We start from the raw sequence: 17,883 nt of genomic DNA, 5'->3' as shown, positions 1-17,883 counted from the left end.
ACAGGCTCGCTGTAGTTAACTGAATCCAGGTTCTGGATACAAGAGGGCTCTAAAAGTATCTACTTCTGTCTTCAGATTGGGCTCCATGACCAACACACATTCCATCCCTCCGCCTTCTCCTCCTCCCTCCCGCTCCGGTCCGCTGTCCCACATACGGGTCCTGGACCTCAGCCGGGTGCTGGCCGGTCCCTGGGCCGGGCAACTCCTCGCCGACATGGGCGCCGACGTCGTCAAGGTCGAACGTCCCGGCAGCGGTGACGACACCCGCTCGTGGGGCCCGCCGTTCCTCACCGACACCAACGGCACTCCGACCCACGAGTCGGCGTACTACCTCGGCGCCAACCGCGCCAAGCGCTCCATTACCGTCGACCTGTCCAAGCCACGGGGGCAGGAGATCATCCGGGAGCTGGCGGCGCAGTCCGACATCCTGCTGGAGAACTTCAAGTACGGAACCCTCGCCCGGCTGGGCCTCGGCTACGAGGATTTGCGAGAGATCAACCCGGGCCTGATCTACTGCTCCATCACCGGCTTCGGCCAGACCGGACCCCGCCGCGCGCAGCCCGCGTACGACTTCGCGATCCAGGCCATGGGCGGCCTGATGAGCGTCACCGGCGAACGGGACGACCGGCCTGGCGGTGGTCCGCAGAAGGTCGGCATCCCCATCGTCGACCTGACCACCGGGACGTACGCCGCCGTCGCCGTGCTGGCCGCACTGGCCCACCGCGGCCGGACGGGCCTGGGCGACCACATCGACCTGGCCATGCTCGACGTCCAGGTCGCGACACTGGCCAACCAGGCCATGAACCATCTTGTCGACAACAGGATCCCGGCTCGTACCGGCAACTCGCACCCCAACATCCAGCCCCAGGACGTCTATGCCTGCGAGGACGGCGGCCTCGCGGTCGCCGTCGGCAACGACGGGCAGTTCGGCCGGTTCTGTGAGGCGCTCGGCCGCGACGACCTTGCCGAGGACGAACGGTTCGCCACCAACCGCGCCCGCGTCCGCAACGTTGCCGAGCTGCGCCCGCTGATCGCCGCGGTCCTGGCCGATGGGTCACGCCGTCACTGGATCGAGCGCCTGGACCGGGCCGGCGTACCCTGCGGCACCGTCAACACGGTCGACGAAGTCCTCGCGGACGAACAGGTCCGGCACCGCGGCATGGTCGTCGACGTCGCGCACCCCCTCGCCGGCAGCGTCCGGCTCGTGGCCAGCCCGTTGCGCTTCGCGAACAACCCCCTGAGTCACGAGCAGCCCCCACCGCTGCTGGGCCAGCACACCGACGAGGTGCTGCGCGACCTCGGCGTCGCGAAGGACGAGATCAGGGCCTTGCGTGAGGAGGGCGTCGTATGACCGCCGCGGACACCTGGCCGCCGCCCCGGATCCCGCTCCCGGCGGGCGACGAGCTCGACCCGGCCCAGCGTGCCGTCTTCGACACGATGATCAGCGGCCCGCGCGGCAGGGTGGTGGGCCCCATCAGGGCGGCGATCCACAACCCGGAACTCGCTGAACGCTGGCAGCACCTCGGGGCACTCCTCAGATACGGCACCTCGCTCTCCCCGCGCGTGAAGGAACTGGCGATCCTCGTCACCGCCCGCCACTGGGACAGTCGCCTGGAATGGATCCTGCACACGACGCACGCGGCGAACGCGGGCGTCCCGTCCGGGCTCGCCGAGGCGGTGCGTCAGAACCGGATACCGGACTTCGACGATCCGAGCGACCGCGCCGTGTACGAGTTCGTCGCGGGTCTGCTGCGGGCGCACGACGTCTCGGACGAGGTCTACGGCGGCGTACTCCGGTCTTTCGGGGTCCCGGGAGTGGTGGAGCTCACCGCCCTGGTCGGCTACTACTCCATGGTCGCCATGACCCTGAACGTCCACCGCATCCCGCTCCCGGACGGTGGAACCACAGAAGATCCCTTCCCTCCACCTCACACAAACCTGGATACAGAAATGTGAGTCGCCGGGTAGGCTCCTGCTGCCTGGAGGGTTTCTTCTGGGTGAATAGCCGCATAAGTGGGCGATACGCGATTGAATCTGTCTACAGAACCTCTCGACGTGTTCGTCAACTGTATGTAGCCTCGGCGCGGAGGCAACTCCCGCTCCCCGCCTCCGCGCCCCGCGCCCGCAGCGCCTTCCCCCCACCGCCGAGCGCCCAAGTGACTCACCCCGCTCAGGAGCACGCCCATGGCAACGACGCCTGAAACACCGCAGACCACCGAGCGCAACGCCAAACTCGCCGGCCAGGCCAGTTTCATCGGAAGCATGGTGGAGTACTACGACTTCTACCTCTACGGAAGCGCGGCGGCGCTGGTCTTCCCGAGGCTGTTCTTCCCGGCCTCGGACCCGGCCATGGCCACCCTGGCCTCACTCACGACCTTCGGTGCCGGCTACGTCGTGAGGCCCTTCGCGGCCGCGCTCTTCGGCCACTTCGGCGACCGGATCAGCCGCAAGTCAATGTTGGTGCTGACCCTGTTCCTCATGGGCGTGGCCAGCTTCGCGGTCGGCCTGCTGCCGACGTACGCCTCCATCGGCATCTGGGCCCCGATCGCCCTCACCGTGCTGCGACTGTTGCAGGGAGCCTCCGCGGCCGGCGAGACCGCCGGCGCCGTCTCGCTCAGTCTCGAGCATGCGCCGGAGGGCCGCCGGGCGTTCTTCGCCAGCTGGACGCCGAGCGGCATGCTGGCCGGGTCTGCTCTGGCCACCGTGGTCTTCCTCGTCTTCTCGATGCTCCCCGATGACCAGTTCATGTCCTGGGGATGGCGCATCCCGTTCATGCTCAGCGCGTGTCTGGTGATCACCGGACTCGTCCTGCGAGCGAGGCTCCCCGAGCCCCCCACCTTCGAATCCGCCAAGAGCGCCGTCGCCGAAAAGGACCAGAAGGCCCGGCTGCCGATCGTCACGGTGCTGACCCGCTACCCGCTGGCCATCCTGCGCGTCGTCGGCCTCCAGCTCTACTCGGTGCTTGCCACCATCGGCGGCGTCTTCGCCCTCTCCTACGGCACGCTCAACGCGGGCATATCCGCCAGCACCATGCTCAGTGTGAAGCTCGTGTCCACCACAGCGGCCGTGGGTGTCCAGATCGTGGGGGCCCGCTACGCCGACCGTTTCGGCCGCAAGCCGGTCTTCGTGACCGGTGCGCTGATCGACATGGTCGCGATCTTCCTGCTGTTCGGCGCGATCGGTGTGGAGTCGGTGCCGCTGGTCTTCCTCGGCCACTTCCTGGTGATCGCGGTCGGGTACGCACTGTCCAACTGCGTCGCGTACACGATGACGGCGGAGATGTTCGACATCAACGTCCGCTACACGGGCATCGCGGTCTCCACCCAGCTGGCGCAGGTCCTCACCGGCTTCGCCCCGGCCATCGCCGCCAGTCTGGTGGTGGCAGCCGACGGCGGATGGATCTGGGTCGCCACCGCCTGCGCGGGCGCGTGCCTGGTCTCCGCCCTGGTCGTACTGCTGGGCGTGCGCGAGACGCACCGGACGGCCTCCGACCAACTGGGCCGCAAGCCGGTCGACTCCGGTACGGAACCGACCACGCCCGCGCATGCCGCGGCCGAACTCACCTGATCAACCCTCGAAAGGCCGTCGAGCCAGAGCGCCCGGGGGCACCAGCAGCTGGTGCCCCCGGGCGCAGGACGGCCGTGCGTGAGGGTGCCCCGGGACCGCTCTACGACCGGGAAGTGCGGTGACGGCCTCGCCGCCGGCCACCGCAGATACGCACAAACCCGTGAGCGGCGTCCAGTCAGCCGTGATCGAACTCCCTGCAAGGCATCTCCGAAAGAGTGAGAAACGATGTCAGAAGCTGAATCCACGAACGGCACGTCCCGACGTGCCGTTCTCAAGCATGCGATGTTGGCGACCGCGGTCGCCGTGTCGGCCGGAGAAGTGGCTCTGGGGGCGACGCCGGCCGCCGCTGCGACAGGCGGTTCCGGTGATCCGCTTTCCGCGCCCCTCCCGAAGCAGCGACCGGTGACCGAGGGTTTTGTCGAGGTACCCGGTGGAGTCCTGTGGTACTGGGACACCGGCGGTAGGGGTACGGCGGTCATCCTCGACCACGCGGGCAGCGGCAGCGCACTGGCATGGCAGTACCAGCAGCCCGCACTTGCCGGGGCCGGTTACCGGGTGATCGCCTACTCCCGCCGCGGGTACTACCAGTCCTCGGCCGCGACCCCCGAGGACCCGCCGTCGGCAGAGGATCTGCGGATGCTGGCGGACCACCTCGGGCTGGACAGGTTCCACCTGGTCGGTACGGCGTTCGGAGGCTTCGTCGCCACGGACTTCGCACTCTCCTACCCTGAGCGACTGCTCAGCCTTGTCGCCGCCAACAGTCAGATGGGCATTCAGGAACCCGCATTTATCGACACCCTCAACCGGATACACCCGGACCCGTTCAACCAGCTTCCGGATTCCTTCAAGGAACTCGGCGTGAGCTACCGCGCGGCCAACCCGCAAGGCGTCCGTGACTGGGAGGAGATCCTCAAACGGTCGCATCCCGGCACTGGGTCCCCGGCGCCGAAGCTGGCGCACAGGATCACCTGGGACATGGTGGAGACCATCCGGGTCAGGACCCTGCTCACGGCGGGCGGCGCGGATCAGTACATGCCTCCGCCGCTGACCAGGCAGGTGCTGAAGCACCTGCCCAACGCCTGCTTGCTCACGTTCTCCGAAGCCGGGCATTCCCCGCACTGGGAGCAGCCCGACGTCTACAACCGGAAGCTGCTGCAGTTCCTGGCAGGCGCGCGGTTCCCCGAGGGCGCCCGCTGCTGACCGGACAGGCTTTCCCACCCAGAGCCGGGAGGATCCTGCCTCCCGGCTCTCACGGGTTCGGGCGTGAGTCCCTCTCACGCCCGACGCGTCACTTTGGGCAAGGACAGTCCGCAGCTGGGCCCTGGGCAGCGCGCGGGGCCGCCCTCTGAAACGTCGATGGTCCGCCTGTCTCTGGACAGGCGGACCATCGACGTTTCAGAGGGCGGGCTCTACACCTGACCGGCCCGCATCTCCTCCGTCAGCCGGCAGCAGCACTTGCCGTCCTGCAGGCAGGAATGCCCACGCTCGTTCCCCGATGCTTTCGCCGCCGCCGCGGCGGCTGTGGCCGTGGCGCTCGCCGTACGCTCGTAGACCACACGACCACCGACGATCGTCGTGGTGATCGGAAGGTCGATCAGCTCATGAGGGTCGACGCCCAGTACGTCGCCACCCACCACGCAGACGTCCGCGGCCATGCCCTCGGCCAGCGTGCCCTTCCAACTGTTCGCCTTGTCCTGCCATGCGGGCGTACGGGTGTAGGTGGCCAGTGCCTCGGGCACGGTGATGCGTTCCGCCTCGCCCGCGATGCCACCGAACATGCCCTCACGCAGCACGGCGGCCATCACGCCCTGGAGCCAGTTCGGGTACGTCACCGGCGCGTCGGACGAGCTGGACACCCGCACCCCCATGTCCAGAGCGCTGCGGTACGGGAACTCGTAGTCCGTACGAGCAGGGCCGATCACGGGATCCAGTGTGCGGCCGAGCAGGTACTTGATGGTCGCGTTCATGTTCGCGCCGATGTCGTGGCGCGCCATCGTCCGCAGCGTCGCCCGGGGTGTGAAGTCGCCGTGGATGACGTAGTGGCGCAGGTCGATGCGGCGCCAGTTGGTCCCCATCGCCTTCAGGTAGCCGTCGACGACCGCGTCGGACGTCGCGTCGCCGGTCGCGTGTGTGCCGACCTGGAACCCGGCGCGGACGACCATCCTGATCATCTCGTGCAGGTTCGCGAGCTGTTCGGCGTGTGTCGCGCCTTCGATGACCAGGCCACCGTTGGTTCCGTCGAGGTACGGCTCATGCATCCACGCGGTCCTCGCCGCGGTCGGGATGCCATCGGCGAATATTTTGACGCCCGCGACCCGCAGCGTCCGCGCGTCGACCCCCTTCAGCGGGCGGTACGCGCCCAGGATGTCGCGAACCTGCTGTGGCGCGGTGCCGCCCGACAACAGCGTGTTGAGTCGGACGTCGAGCGAGCCGGCCCGTGCCTTCTCCGCGTAGATCGCCAGCGTGGCCAGGTCGATGCCCGGGTCGGTGAGGCTGGTGATCCCCTGGGCGTGCAGCAGCCCGATGCCGGAGTCGATGGCACGCGAGACCTCGTCCCGGGTGAACGCGGGCACCACCGCGCGCACCAGGGCCTGCGCGGTCTCGCGCAGCACACCGGTGGGCTCACCGTCGGCGTCCCTCTCGATGACGCCGCCGGTCGGCGCCACCGTGTCGCGAGTGATGCCGGCCAGCCGCAGGGCGGCCGAGTTGACGGCCATCGCGTGGAAGGAGAAGTCCGTGAGGACGACCGGGTGGTCGCCCGAGACCGCGTCGAGATCGGTTCGCCGCGGTGCGCGGGGCAGGCGGTTGTCGTTCCACCCCCTGCCGCGGATCCATGTGCCGGGCGCCGGCGCCGCCTGGGTGGCCGTACGCACCACGGTCACCAGGTCCTCGATCGTCGCTGTGTCCACGTCGTACGTGAACGGCGGCATGGCCAGGGCGAACGAGTTGAGGTGCAGGTGTGAATCGTTGATCCCGGGCAGCACCGTCCCGCCGGCGGCGTCGAGCACCTGCGTCCGACGGCCGACCAGACGCCGTACGTCGCGGGCCCGGCCGACCGCCACCACCCGCCCACCACGCACCGCCAGCGCCTCCGCCACGCGGTTCTTGCCGTCCATGACCAGGACGCGTCCGTTGTGGATGACAAGGTCGGCGCTTGTCCCTGCCGTCCCTGCCGCCTGGGCGACCCCTGCCGGCAGCACTCCGGCCGCCGCCACTCCCGTGGCCGCCGCCACTGCTCCGCGCAACGCCTGACGGCGGTTCACTTCGTGCCTCATGTCGGTCTCCTAGCCCGTCTCGGTGCCCGTGTTTCGGACACAGGTGCTCGGGTCGGTATTCGTGACTGCGAATATTGTTTGGACCCAAACTATATGTCAAGTGGTAGGCACGGCTGCTGAGTTCGGTCCGTCCCGCATCCGACCGCTGTCCGGTCGACTGCTGACAGGACCGCGCGGCGTGGACGTGCTGTTGACTTTGATCGAGAGCTGGCGGGGCATGCACGCCATGCACTCCCGGCAGAGTGGCCGAGGCTCTCGCGGATGCCGGGGTCCCCAAGCTGCTTGGGTCCCCGGCATGCGTCACTCGCGCCGAATACGGCAGTCCGGTCGTCCTCGACGTGGGACTTGGTGGCCGTACTCGAACCGTGCGGCCACCATGGTGGCACGACCTGTGGCCACGGTCGGCCCGCTCTGCCTGCTACTGCCGTAAGTACCAACAGCGTTGGTGCGTAACCGAGTCGTCCTAAAACTGTCCGCTCGTTGTCCGGCGCCGAGTGCCGCACAGTGGATGCCAAGCCGCACCGATGATCCGGTAGAGCGACGGTCAAGGGGACACCAGGTTCCGCGGGTGACCTGCCCCGGCCGGCCGAACCGCTGGTCACCACGATCAGCAACTGGGCCGCGTACCCGCAGATGAACCCCGGTGGGGACCTGCGAGGCAACGGCACCGGACCGGTGGCGTCCTGAGGGACACCGACGTGCCGGCGCACGCCGACATGTTCTCCGCCCGGGACGCGCTTGCCCGTTTCCGGGGCGGCAACCCCGGGGCCCGGGTCCTGCACGTACTCCGTGGCGCAACCACTCGCGGCACGACTTGCTACTTCCCCCCCGTCCATCGCGCGACCGAGAGAGTGGGCATGTCCATCGAACTCCCCGAGTCAACGATTGTTCCCCCCGAGGGATCCCCCGAGGCGTCTTCGGCGGCCCCCTCCCGACGCGCGTTCATCGCGACGACCACCGTCGTGGGCGGTGCGGTGGTCGCGGGCGGCCTGACAGCGGGACCGGCCGTGTTCGACGCCGAGCCCGCCGTCGCCGCCGCGGCGTCGCCCAGCAGCCGTGTCACCCTGACCGTCAACGGCCGGAGCCGCACTGTCACGGTCGACAACCGCACCTCTCTGCTGGACCTGCTGCGGGAACACCTCGACCTGACCGGTTCGAAGAAGGGCTGCAACGCCGGTGCCTGTGGCGCGTGCACGGTGCTCGTCGACGGCCGCCGGGTCAACTCCTGTCTGACCCTGGCGGTCCGGCTGGAAGGCGCCGAGGTCACCACCATCGAGGGCCTGGCCGAGGGCGACCGACTGCACCCGTTGCAGCAGGCGTTCATCGACCACGACGCCTTCCAGTGCGGCTACTGCACCTCCGGCCAGATCATGTCCGGCGTCGGCTGCATCGACGAGGGCCACGCCGGCTCACCGGAGGAGATCCGGGAGTTCATGAGCGGCAACATCTGCCGCTGTGGCGCCTACGTGAAGATCGTGCAGGCGGTCGAGCAAGCCGCCGGCCGGAAGTGAGGACCGATGTATCCCTTTTCCTACACGAAGGCCGCGACCACGCGTGAGGCTCTTGCCGCGGGCGGTGACGGCGGGCGTTACATCGCCGGTGGCACCACGCTGGTCGACCTGATGCGTGAGACCGTCGAACGCCCCGAGGTACTGATCGACATCAGTGGCCTGCCGCTGAGGGAGATCACGGCCACCCGGCGGGGCGGTCTGCGCATCGGTGCGCTGGTACGGATGTCCGAGGCCGCCGCCCACCGCAGTGTGCGCGTCCTGTACCCCGTCGTCTCGGAGGCGCTGGAACTGAGCGCGTCGGCGCAGTTGCGCAACATGGCGACCATCGGTGGCAACATCATGCAGCGCACCCGGTGCACCTACTTCCGTGATGTGACCGCCGCCTGCAACAAGCGTGAGCCGGGCTCGGGTTGCGCGGCTCTGCACGGTGTGAACCGTGCCCACGCGATCCTCGGCACCTCCGACACATGTGTGGCCACCCACCCCTCCGACGTCGCCGTGGCCTTCATGGCGCTGGAGGCGACCGTGCACCTGCTGGGGCCGGGCGGCGAGCGCATCGTGCCCTTCGCCGACTTCCTGCTCAAGCCGGGCAGCACACCGAACCGCGAACAGGCCCTGCGCCGGGGCGAGTTGATCACAGCGGTGGAGATACCTCCCCTTCCGCGCCCGCTGAGGTCGGGATATCTGAAGGTGCGCGACCGGCAGTCCTACGAGTTCGCGCTCACCTCGGCGGCCGTCGCCCTGCACGTCAGCGGCGGGGTGATCCGCGAGGCGAAGGTGGCGGCAGGAGGTGTGGGCACCGTGCCGTGGAAGCTGCACGCCGTGGAGCGGCAGCTCATCGGGAAGCGGCCGTCCGAGGCGCTGTGGACCAAGGCCGCCGAGCAGGCGGCGGAGGGGGCACGCCCTCTCCAACACAACGGTTTCAAGGTCGAGTTGCTGAAACGGACCGTCGAGCGCCAGCTGCGCGTCGTAGGAGGTGGCAAATGAGCCCGCAACCACAGGCAGCCGTCGGAGCGCCGCTGTCCCGGGTGGACGGACGGCTGAAGGTCACCGGCCAGGCCAAGTACACCGCCGACCACGACATCGAGGGCGTCGTGCACGCCGTCATCGTCGACAGCAGCATCGCGCGCGGCCGTATCACCGGCATCGACACGCGCGCCGCCGTTGCCCACCCCGGGGTCCTGGGCGTCATCAGCCATCTCGACAAGCCCAGCCTGACCTACCGCCGGAACCCGATCGGCAACGCTTTCCCGGGGGAGCGGCTGCACGTTTTCCAGGACGACACCGTCCGGTTCTTCGGCCAGCCGGTCGCGGTCGTGGTGGCCACCACGCTGGAGGTCGCGCAGCACGCCGCGAGCCTGGTGAGGGTCTCCTACGACGCGGAGCGGCCGTCGACCGATCTGACCCGCAGTCCGGCCCAGGCCGGACCCGCTCCCTTCGCCCTGCCATACGCGCGGGGCGACGCCCAGGCGGCTTTGGGCGCCGCGGACGTCCGGTTGGAGATGACCTACCGGCTCGCGCGCAACCACCACAATCCGATGGAGACGCCCGCCACCATCGCCCGATGGGAGGGCGACAAACTGACCGCGTGGGACAAGACCCAGTATGTGATCGGCGCGCAGAACGAGCTCGCGGCGGTCTTCGGGATCCCGTTGGAGAATGTGCGTGTCCTGTCGCCGTTCGTCGGCGGCGCGTTCGGCAGCGGCCTGAAGACGTGGCCGCATGTCACCATCGCGGCGCTCGCCGCACGCGAGACCGGCCGCCCGGTGAAGCTCGCGCTGACCCGCCGGCAGATGTACTTCATGGTGGGTTACCGGCCCGCCTACGAGTACAAGCTGCGTGTCGGGAGCACCGGGCGGGGACGACTGACCGCGATGACCCACGACTTCAAGTACGAGACCTCCCGCTACGAGCAGTTCTGGGAGGCCAACCTGGCGCTCGGGCGGATGCTGTACGCCGTGCCCAACGTCAGCCAGAACCCCCAGATCGTGCCGCTCGATGTGAGTACCCCGTTGTGGATGCGTGGTCCTGGTTACAGCAGTTCCGCCTTCGTCATCGAGACCGCGGTGGACGAACTCGCTTACAAGCTGGGTGTCGACCCGATCGAGCTGCGGCTGCGCAACGAACCCGGTGAGGATCCCTCGACGCAGCAGCCCTTCTCGACACGGCGGTTGCGCGAGTGCTTCCGTGTCGGATCCCGTGCCTTTGGCTGGCAGCGGCGCAATCCCAGGCCGCGCTCGACCCGTGACGGGGACTGGCTGACCGGCACCGGGGTGGCCACCGGCTGCTACGACGTGTTCCGTGGACGGGCCCAGGCGCATGCCCGGCTGGATGCGGACGGCACGGTGGTCGTCCAGTCCGCGACCCATGACATCGGCACGGGCACGTACACGTCCATGACCCAGGTCGCCGCAGACGCCCTCGGCCTGGCGGTACGCGACATCACTTTCCAGCTGGGTGACTCCGCGATGCCGCCGGCCCCGGCTCAGGGCGCCTCGCAGACCATGCTCAGTGTGGGATCCGCCGTTCAGGACACCTGCGACAAGCTGCGTGAGCAGGCCGTCGCCCTCGCGGTGGCGGACGACGGCTCGCCGCTGCACGGAGTCGCGCCCGGTGACATCGTGGTCCGGGGCGGTCGGCTGCACGTCACGGGCGACCCCACGCGCGGGGAGACCTACCGGCAGCTTCTGGCCCGCAACAACCATGCCTACCTGGAGTCGCGCGGGTCGTACACGCCCGAGGAGGAGAGCCGGTTCTCGATGTACGGCTACGCCGCGATGTTCGCCGAGGTCGCTGTCGACGCCCGGCTCGGGCTGGTGCGGGTGCGGCGGATGCTCGGGGTGTACGACGCGGGCCGGATCATCAATCCGAAGCTCGCCGAGAGCCAGGCCGTCGGCGGCATGGTGGGCGGTATCGGTGCGGCCCTGCTGGAGCACACGGTGACCGACCATCGCGACGGGCGGATCGTCAACGCCAACCTCGCCGACTACCTCGTGCCCGTCAACGCCGACATCCCCGATCTCAAGGCCGTCTACCTCGACGGGGAGGACTACGACGCCGGCCCCATCGGTGTGAAGAGCCTCGGGGAACTCGTGCAGGTCGGCGTGGCACCTGCCATCGCCAACGCGGTCTTCCACGCCACCGGAAAGCGGGTCCGCGAACTGCCCATCACCGCCGAAGCCCTGTTCTGAACCCCGGGACAGAAAAGGAACCTCTCCGGTCCCCCGGCCGGGGAGCCCTGAGCACCGTCCCGTCGAACGGCCCGCCGCCGCGCCACCGGTCCCCCCTGTGCCGGCGCGGCGGCGGGCGCCTCACACCCCCAGGAGTGCCACTCATGCTGAACATCGCGGACACGCTGTACGGCTGGTGCCGCCAGGACCGCCCGTTCGCGCTGGCCACCATCATCCAGGTCAGCGGCAGCGCACCCCTGCCCCCCGGCACCGCCCTTGCCGTGGACACCGACGGCAACGCGGTCGGCAGCATCTCCGGAGGATGCGTCGAAGGCGCCGTCTACGAACTGTGCACGCAGGTCCTGGAATCCGGCGAACCCCCCGTCCGGGTCTCCTTCGGCTACTCCGACAGCGACGCCTTCGCCGTCGGGCTCACCTGCGGCGGCGAACTGGAGGTCCTGGTCCAGCGGATCGACCCCGCTGAGCATCCCCACCTCACCACCACCCTGGAACAGGTACTGACCGGCGTGCCCGTCGCCGTGGCTCAGGTGATCGACGGGCCACTGCGCCTCCTCGGCCGCACCCTGTCCGTCCTCGGGGGCGGCAGCGCGTACACGGGGACACTGGGCACCCGGCAGACGGACCAGACGGTGGTCGGCCAGGTCAGCGCGCTGCTGCGGGCAGGACGGACCGGCCGCGTCGAGGTCGGCGGGGACGCCGACACCTGCCCGGAGAAACTGACCCTTCTGGTCCACACCCATGCGGCCCCGCCCCGCATGCTGATCTTCGGCGCCGTCGACTTCACCGCGGCCCTCAGCCGGGTCGGCCACTTCCTGGGCTACCAGGTCACCGTCTGCGACGCCCGGCCCGTCTTCGCCACCCCGGAACGCTTTCCGTACGCGGACGAGGTCGTCGTCGACTGGCCGCACCGCTACCTGGGACGAACCGAGACCGACGCGCGCACCGTGATCTGCGTCCTCACCCACGACGCCAAGTTCGACATCCCCCTGCTCCGCGCGGCTCTCGACCTCCCGGTCGGCTACATCGGCGCGATGGGCTCCCGCCGCACCCACGAACACCGCCTGGAACGTCTGCGCGAGGCCGGCGTACCCGAGGAGCATCTCGCCCGTCTGCGTTCACCGATCGGCCTGGACCTCGGTGCCCACACCCCCGAGGAGACGGCGATCTCCATCACCGCGGAGATCGTCGCCCACATCAACAAGGGGACCTGCCTGCCCCTGTCCCGCGTCCGCGGTCCCATCCACCATGCCGTCCCCACAGCCCTGATGACATCACCGGCCGAACTCCTGAGTGTGTGAGGCCGCACGTGCTCATCGACACATACGGCCGGGCGGCCACCGACCTGAGGGTCTCGCTGACCGACCGCTGCAACCTGCGCTGCACCTACTGCATGCCCGAAGAAGGCCTGCAGTGGCTGGCCAAGCCCGACCTGCTCAACGACGACGAGATCGTCCGCCTGATCGACATCGCGGTCAGGGCTCTGGGCATCACGGAGGTCCGGTTCACCGGCGGCGAGCCCCTGCTGCGCCCCGGCCTCGTCGGCATGGTCGCGCGGGTCGCCGCCCTCGCCTCCCGCCCCCGGATGTCCCTGACGACGAACGGCATCGGCCTCAAGCGCACCGCGTCCGCACTGAAAGCGGCGGGCCTGGACCGGGTCAACGTCTCCCTGGACACCCTCCGCCCGGAGGTCTTCAAGACCCTCACCCGCCGCGACCGTCACCAGGACGTCGTCGAGGGCCTGCACGCCGCGCGCGAGGCGGGTCTGACCCCGGTCAAGGTCAACTCGGTCCTGATGCCGGGCCTCAACGACGACGAAGCTCCGGACCTGCTGGCCTGGGCGGTCGAGCACGACTACGAGCTGCGTTTCATCGAGCAGATGCCCCTGGACGCCCAGCACGGCTGGAAGCGCGACGGCATGATCACTTCCGGAGACATCCTCACCTCCCTGCGTACCCGCTTCGAGCTGACCCCCGAGGGTGCGGCGAAGCGCGGCTCAGCCCCCGCGGAGCGCTGGCTGGTCGACGGCGGCCCCCATGTGGTCGGCGTCATCGCCTCCGTCACCCGCCCGTTCTGTTCGGCCTGCGACCGCACCCGCCTGACCGCCGACGGCCAGGTCCGCACCTGCCTGTTCGCCACCGAGGAGACGGACCTGCGAGCGGCGCTGCGCTCGGGCGCGCCGGACGAGGAGATCGCCCGCATCTGGCGGCTGGCGATGTGGGGCAAGAAGAGGGGCGCGGGCCTGGACGACCCGTCGTTCGTCCAGCCGGAGCGGCCCATGTCAGCCATCGGGGGCTGACCGAGTGACCGACCAGGTCAGGGAGGTACAAAGACATGGCAGCCGACGGACCGCACGAGCACCCCGGTGAGCGGCCGCACCCGCAACCGATCACGCTGCTCGCGATACGGCGGACACCGCTTTCCCTGGACGAGGTGTTCCAGGCTGTCGGTGACGAAGCGGCTGGTGGAATCGCGCTGTTCGTCGGAACAGTACGCAACCATGACGGGGGCGTGGGCGTTGACGCACTGGGTTATTCGTGCCATCCGACGGCGGGCGCCGAGATGCGACGGATCGCGGAGAAGGGCGTGGCGAACCACCCGGTGCGTGCCCTCGCCGCGGTGCACCGGGTCGGTGAACTCGCGGTGGGAGACACGGCGGTCGTGGTCGCTGTCGCATGTCCTCACCGACAGGATGCCTTCGCAGCCTGCCGGCAACTGATCGACGACCTCAAGCGCGAGGTGCCCATCTGGAAACACCAGAAGTTCTCGGACGGGACCGATGAATGGGTCAGCGCGTGATGCCGGCACAGCCCCTGGCGGGACCCACACCTCAGCGCAGCGGCTCCGGCTCGCAACTGGCCAGCACGCGCAGGGCTTTCTCCGAGGGAGAGTCAGGCTCGGCGTGGTACGTGGCCAGCCGCATGGGGGCGCCTCCGGGCAGGGCCATCGGTTCGTGGACGAGGTCGAACTCGCCCACCAGCGGGTGCCGCATCCGTACGACATCGCCGATGGTCCCGCAGCTCACCTCGTGCCGTGCCCACAGCTCCCGGAATTCCTCGCTCTTCTGCGACAACTCCTGGATCAGCGTGGAGAAGTGTGGGTCCTCGGGGCTTTTGCCGGCGTTCATGCGCAAGGCTTTCCCGATGCTCAGAGCAATGCTGTCCGGATCGGCGAACCTCTCGCGTGCCTCGGGCGAGAGAAAGGCCAGCTTGGCCGCATTGCGCTCGTCGGGCGCCAGCCTGCCCCAGTCCCCGAAGACGGCGGTGGCGAGTCGGTTCCACCCCAGAATGTTCAGGCGCCGGTCAATGACGTAGGCGGGCACCCCGAGCGTGTCGACCAGATGCTGCAGGCTGGGCCGCAGTGGCTGTTCCGTGGATGCTGCCTGCGTCGCCCTGTGCCGTTCGGGCTGGGCCAGCCGGATCAGATGCTCACGTTCCTCCTCGGTCAGGCGCAGGGCGCGGGCGATGGAGTCCAGTACCTCGGCCGACATGGTCTCGCCGTAACCCTGCTCCAGGAGTGTGTAATACGCGAACGACACCCCCGCGAGCTGCGCCAGCTCCTCGCGCCGCAGCCCGGGAACCCGCCGCCGTCCGTGCGAGGGCAGGCCCACGTCCTCTGGCCTGAGCCGGGCCCTGCGCGATCGCAGGAACTCCTTCAACTCGGTACGCCGGTCGAGTCCGGACGCCACTTGTTCACCAAGCGCCACATATGAAGACATCTCTGCCCTCCAGTTGTCATACGCGTCTTGTTGATGTCGGAGCGTACCGCATCGACTTCGGGATTCTTTTTGTGCCCAATTTCAGGTAGCGATGGAGCATTGTGGAGAGGTGAAATCTCCAATATGAATTCACCTCGAACGGGAGTGTTTCGCGTGAGCGGGATATGGTTCCTCGCCGGCTCCTTGGGGGGCGGTTCTGCCGACGGCACGTTTGTCATCCAGAAGTTCGACTCAGGCGGGTGCCGACCGGCAGTGGAAGCTGGCGAAGGTTGCCTGACCCTGACTGGGAGTGTAAATCCAACGGCGGATCAGACGTCCTGGGGGAGACGCCAAGTAGCTTACACCACCGTGGAGTTGGGGTCCGTGTCGCCTGCGGAGGGTGCCTGGTCCGGGCAGCCTGAGCCTGTGTCGGATGAGTAACTGAATTTCCCCCGCCGCGCCTTGCGCGAGCACATCCCAACCGACCCGGTGTTGGCTCCGGTCCTTTCGCGCAACTCGTCTGGAACTCGCCGCCATGAAGAGGAATCTGGGATCCCAAGAGTTTTGTCGCGGGCCAGGGCCCGGAGCCAATGTTTCTGGAGGCAGCGAATGAGACATTTCATTCTCGGACATCGCTTCCCTGCGTTGTTCTGCGGAACGCGGTGAGCCCTTTGTATGGTTGACCCGCCAGAGGCGTCGGGTGTGGCTTTCACGCTTCTTCCGCTTGTGCACGCCGACGTCATCGCAGACCAGGCTCGAATCCGCCGCGATCTGCAGGATCGCAACGCCGCCGAGCTTGGCCGAGGCGCGCTGCTCCGCTTCGGTGATGGATCGAAGCCCGGGCACGGCCCCTCGCAGCGGCATCAGGGAGTTGGGCCAGGGGGTGTACGGGGCCTGGTTGGCCGGCAGGGCGTAGTCCCGGGGGTTGCCCATGACGCCGCCCGCTCCGGCGTCCGGCCCCAGGGCGATGTGCCGCTGAGCATCACCGAGTCCAAGCCGACGTCCTCGACCTCGTGCGCCCAACGCACCAGCAGGTGAAGGTCGGCCCGGCCGCCGGTCATCGTCCAGTTCTCACCGAGCACCAGTCGCATGCGGAGAGTGGGTGTCTCTGGACGGCTCGGGTCCTCACAGCATCCAGGAGTACTCGTTGAACTCCCAGTCGGTGACGGCCTGCGCGAAGCGGGCGAGCTCCATGCGCTTCAGTTCGGTGAACACCTGCACGAATCGGTCGCCCAATGCCTCGCCGAGCACCTTGTCCTGTTCGAGGGCCGTCAGCGCCTCACCGAACGAGGTCGGCAGCGGGGCTCCCTCGTCTCCGCGGTCGCCGCTGATGGGAGGCGGGGGTACGAGACCGTTTTCCACGCCGTCGAGCCCGGCCGCCAGGAGGGCCGCGATCGTCAGGTACGGGTTGCCCGCGCCGTCGCCGATACGGACCTCGACTCGGGCGCCGGGACCACGTTCGGGAGGGATCCTGGCGTAGGCGAGCCGGTTGTCGTAGCCCCAGTTGGCCGCGGTGGGCGCCAGTGAACCGGAGGCGGCCAGGCGCTTGTAGGCGTTGACGGTCGGGTTGAGCACCGCCATCAGGGCGGGGGCGTGTTCCAACAGCCCGGCAAGGAAGGCTTTGGCGAGCGGCGAGAGCCCGTCGGCGGCGGTGTCGTCGGCGAACAGGTTGCGGCCCTGAGCGTCGGTGAGCGACAGGTGCACGTGGTTTCCGCTGCCCGACCGGTCGGCGAAGGGCTTGCCCATGAAGGTGGCCCGCATCCCGTTTCGGGCTGCGATCTCCTTCACGGCGTACTTGAAGAGGAATGCCTTGTCCGCGGCGGCCAGCGCCGGGCCGTGCCCCTGGTTGATCTCGTACTGCCCGCCGCTGAACTCCTGGATGCCGGCGAGCACGCCGAGACCGAGGGCACGGCATTCCCGGATGAGCAGCGGAAGCATGTCGTCCGGGTCGTAGGCGGTGCCGACGACGTAACCGGCCGTGTCCCGCTCCAGATACCGTCGCCAGCCGTGCGGTGCGGTGCGGTCCTCGCGTAGGAGGTAGAACTCCAGCTCGGGGGCGGCGACCGGATGAAGTCCTCGGGTCGTCAGCCGGTCGACCTGGCCGCGCAGGAGGGATCGCGGGTCGAAGCGCAGCGGCGCCCCGTGGGCCGCCGGGTCCGTGACCTCGGCGAGCAGATAGGCGATTCCGGGCGCGTAGCCGGGCAGGGCGAGCGTGTCGGGGTCGATGCGGGCGTCCGCGTCGGGCCAGCCGCTGCCCGCCGACTCGGGGACGTGCAGGGGGTTGCCCGCGAGGTCGGTCACCATCAGCGCCTGGCAGAAGGCGACGCCGTGGTCGGCGAACCGGGGGAGTTCGTCGGTCGGAATCTCCTTGCCGCGTGCCACGCCGTGCAGGTCGCTCCAGAGCACGCGGACCAGGTCGATGCCCCGGTCGGAGAGCTCGGCGGCGAGGTATGTGATCCGTTCGGCGGAAGAGGGGGGAGTGCGGTCGGACACCGGGGGCCTCCGGTCCATCCAGATATCGTTTGAGGTCAAATAATATGATGGGGTGGTGCGGCGCGCAAGCGGGTGGGGCGTCGGGAACTCCCCGGGCGTTGGGGCGTTCACAGCCGTGCGTGCACTCCGGGTGTTCTGGGGTGACGGATCGC

General features: G+C 68.8%; 13 protein-coding genes. 10 read left to right on the top strand and 3 right to left on the bottom strand.

Annotation, left to right across the window (positions count from 1 at the left end; translation table 11 throughout):
- Positions 1 to 85: 85 nt before the first annotated feature.
- The 4 genes from OHN74_RS00655 (at position 86) to OHN74_RS00640 (ending at position 4,767) form a co-directional block, all read left to right on the top strand.
- Complete coding sequence (locus OHN74_RS00655) at positions 86 to 1,351, top strand: CaiB/BaiF CoA transferase family protein (RefSeq protein WP_327692505.1); 1,266 nt, start codon at positions 86 to 88, stop codon at positions 1,349 to 1,351.
- Entirely contained in the window at positions 1,348 to 1,956 is a 609-nt protein-coding gene (locus tag OHN74_RS00650) for a carboxymuconolactone decarboxylase family protein (protein ID WP_327692504.1), read from the top strand. Before OHN74_RS00655 ends, OHN74_RS00650 begins: the two co-directional genes overlap by 4 nt.
- A gap of 228 nt (positions 1,957 to 2,184) precedes the next feature.
- Positions 2,185 to 3,567, top strand: coding sequence for an MFS transporter (locus OHN74_RS00645; RefSeq protein ID WP_327692503.1), 1,383 nt, complete (start codon positions 2,185 to 2,187; stop codon positions 3,565 to 3,567).
- 402 nt (positions 3,568 to 3,969) lie between these two features.
- Positions 3,970 to 4,767, top strand: coding sequence for an alpha/beta fold hydrolase (locus OHN74_RS00640; RefSeq protein ID WP_327692502.1), 798 nt, complete (start codon positions 3,970 to 3,972; stop codon positions 4,765 to 4,767).
- Between the two features lie 209 nt (positions 4,768 to 4,976).
- On the opposite strand, the gene OHN74_RS00635 is transcribed toward OHN74_RS00640, so the two are convergent.
- Positions 4,977 to 6,842 carry an amidohydrolase gene (locus tag OHN74_RS00635; RefSeq protein WP_327692501.1) on the bottom strand — a complete coding sequence of 622 codons (1,866 nt, stop codon included), beginning with the start codon at positions 6,840 to 6,842 and terminating at the stop codon, positions 4,977 to 4,979.
- Positions 6,843 to 7,699: 857 nt separating this feature from the next.
- Here OHN74_RS00635 and OHN74_RS00630 point away from each other — a divergent pair.
- From OHN74_RS00630 to OHN74_RS00605, 6 genes are all read left to right on the top strand, one after another.
- Positions 7,700 to 8,353 carry a (2Fe-2S)-binding protein gene (locus tag OHN74_RS00630; RefSeq protein WP_327692500.1) on the top strand — a complete coding sequence of 218 codons (654 nt, stop codon included), beginning with the start codon at positions 7,700 to 7,702 and terminating at the stop codon, positions 8,351 to 8,353.
- Positions 8,354 to 8,359: 6 nt separating this feature from the next.
- Positions 8,360 to 9,340 carry an FAD binding domain-containing protein gene (locus OHN74_RS00625; protein WP_327692499.1) on the top strand — a complete coding sequence of 327 codons (981 nt, stop codon included), beginning with the start codon at positions 8,360 to 8,362 and terminating at the stop codon, positions 9,338 to 9,340.
- Positions 9,337 to 11,544, top strand: a complete 2,208-nt coding sequence (locus tag OHN74_RS00620) for a xanthine dehydrogenase family protein molybdopterin-binding subunit (protein ID WP_327692498.1) — start codon at positions 9,337 to 9,339, stop codon at positions 11,542 to 11,544. The genes OHN74_RS00625 and OHN74_RS00620 overlap by 4 nt, the downstream gene beginning before the upstream one ends.
- A gap of 143 nt (positions 11,545 to 11,687) precedes the next feature.
- A complete protein-coding gene (locus OHN74_RS00615) occupies positions 11,688 to 12,842 on the top strand; it encodes an XdhC family protein (protein ID WP_327692497.1) in 1,155 nt (384 codons plus the stop codon).
- 8 nt (positions 12,843 to 12,850) lie between these two features.
- Positions 12,851 to 13,840 (top strand): GTP 3',8-cyclase MoaA, encoded by a 990-nt coding sequence (gene moaA / locus OHN74_RS00610; RefSeq protein ID WP_327692496.1) that lies wholly within the window; start codon positions 12,851 to 12,853, stop codon positions 13,838 to 13,840.
- Between the two features lie 35 nt (positions 13,841 to 13,875).
- Positions 13,876 to 14,340 carry a molybdenum cofactor biosynthesis protein MoaE gene (locus OHN74_RS00605; RefSeq protein ID WP_327692495.1) on the top strand — a complete coding sequence of 155 codons (465 nt, stop codon included), beginning with the start codon at positions 13,876 to 13,878 and terminating at the stop codon, positions 14,338 to 14,340.
- A gap of 31 nt (positions 14,341 to 14,371) precedes the next feature.
- Here the strand turns inward: OHN74_RS00605 and OHN74_RS00600 are convergent, their stop codons facing one another.
- Together OHN74_RS00600 and OHN74_RS00595 are read right to left on the bottom strand one after the other, a co-directional pair.
- Complete coding sequence (locus OHN74_RS00600; RefSeq protein WP_327692494.1) at positions 14,372 to 15,259, bottom strand: helix-turn-helix domain-containing protein; 888 nt, start codon at positions 15,257 to 15,259, stop codon at positions 14,372 to 14,374.
- Positions 15,260 to 16,363: 1,104 nt separating this feature from the next.
- Positions 16,364 to 17,749 carry a glutamine synthetase family protein gene (locus tag OHN74_RS00595; RefSeq protein WP_327692493.1) on the bottom strand — a complete coding sequence of 462 codons (1,386 nt, stop codon included), beginning with the start codon at positions 17,747 to 17,749 and terminating at the stop codon, positions 16,364 to 16,366.
- Between the last annotated feature and the right edge of the window lie 134 nt (positions 17,750 to 17,883).

It is taken from the genome of Streptomyces sp. NBC_00459 (genome assembly GCF_036013955.1).
Classification (GTDB): domain Bacteria; phylum Actinomycetota; class Actinomycetes; order Streptomycetales; family Streptomycetaceae; genus Streptomyces.
The sequence above is the reverse complement of the archived record's forward strand: the minus strand, read 5'-3'. Positions and strand labels throughout refer to the sequence as shown.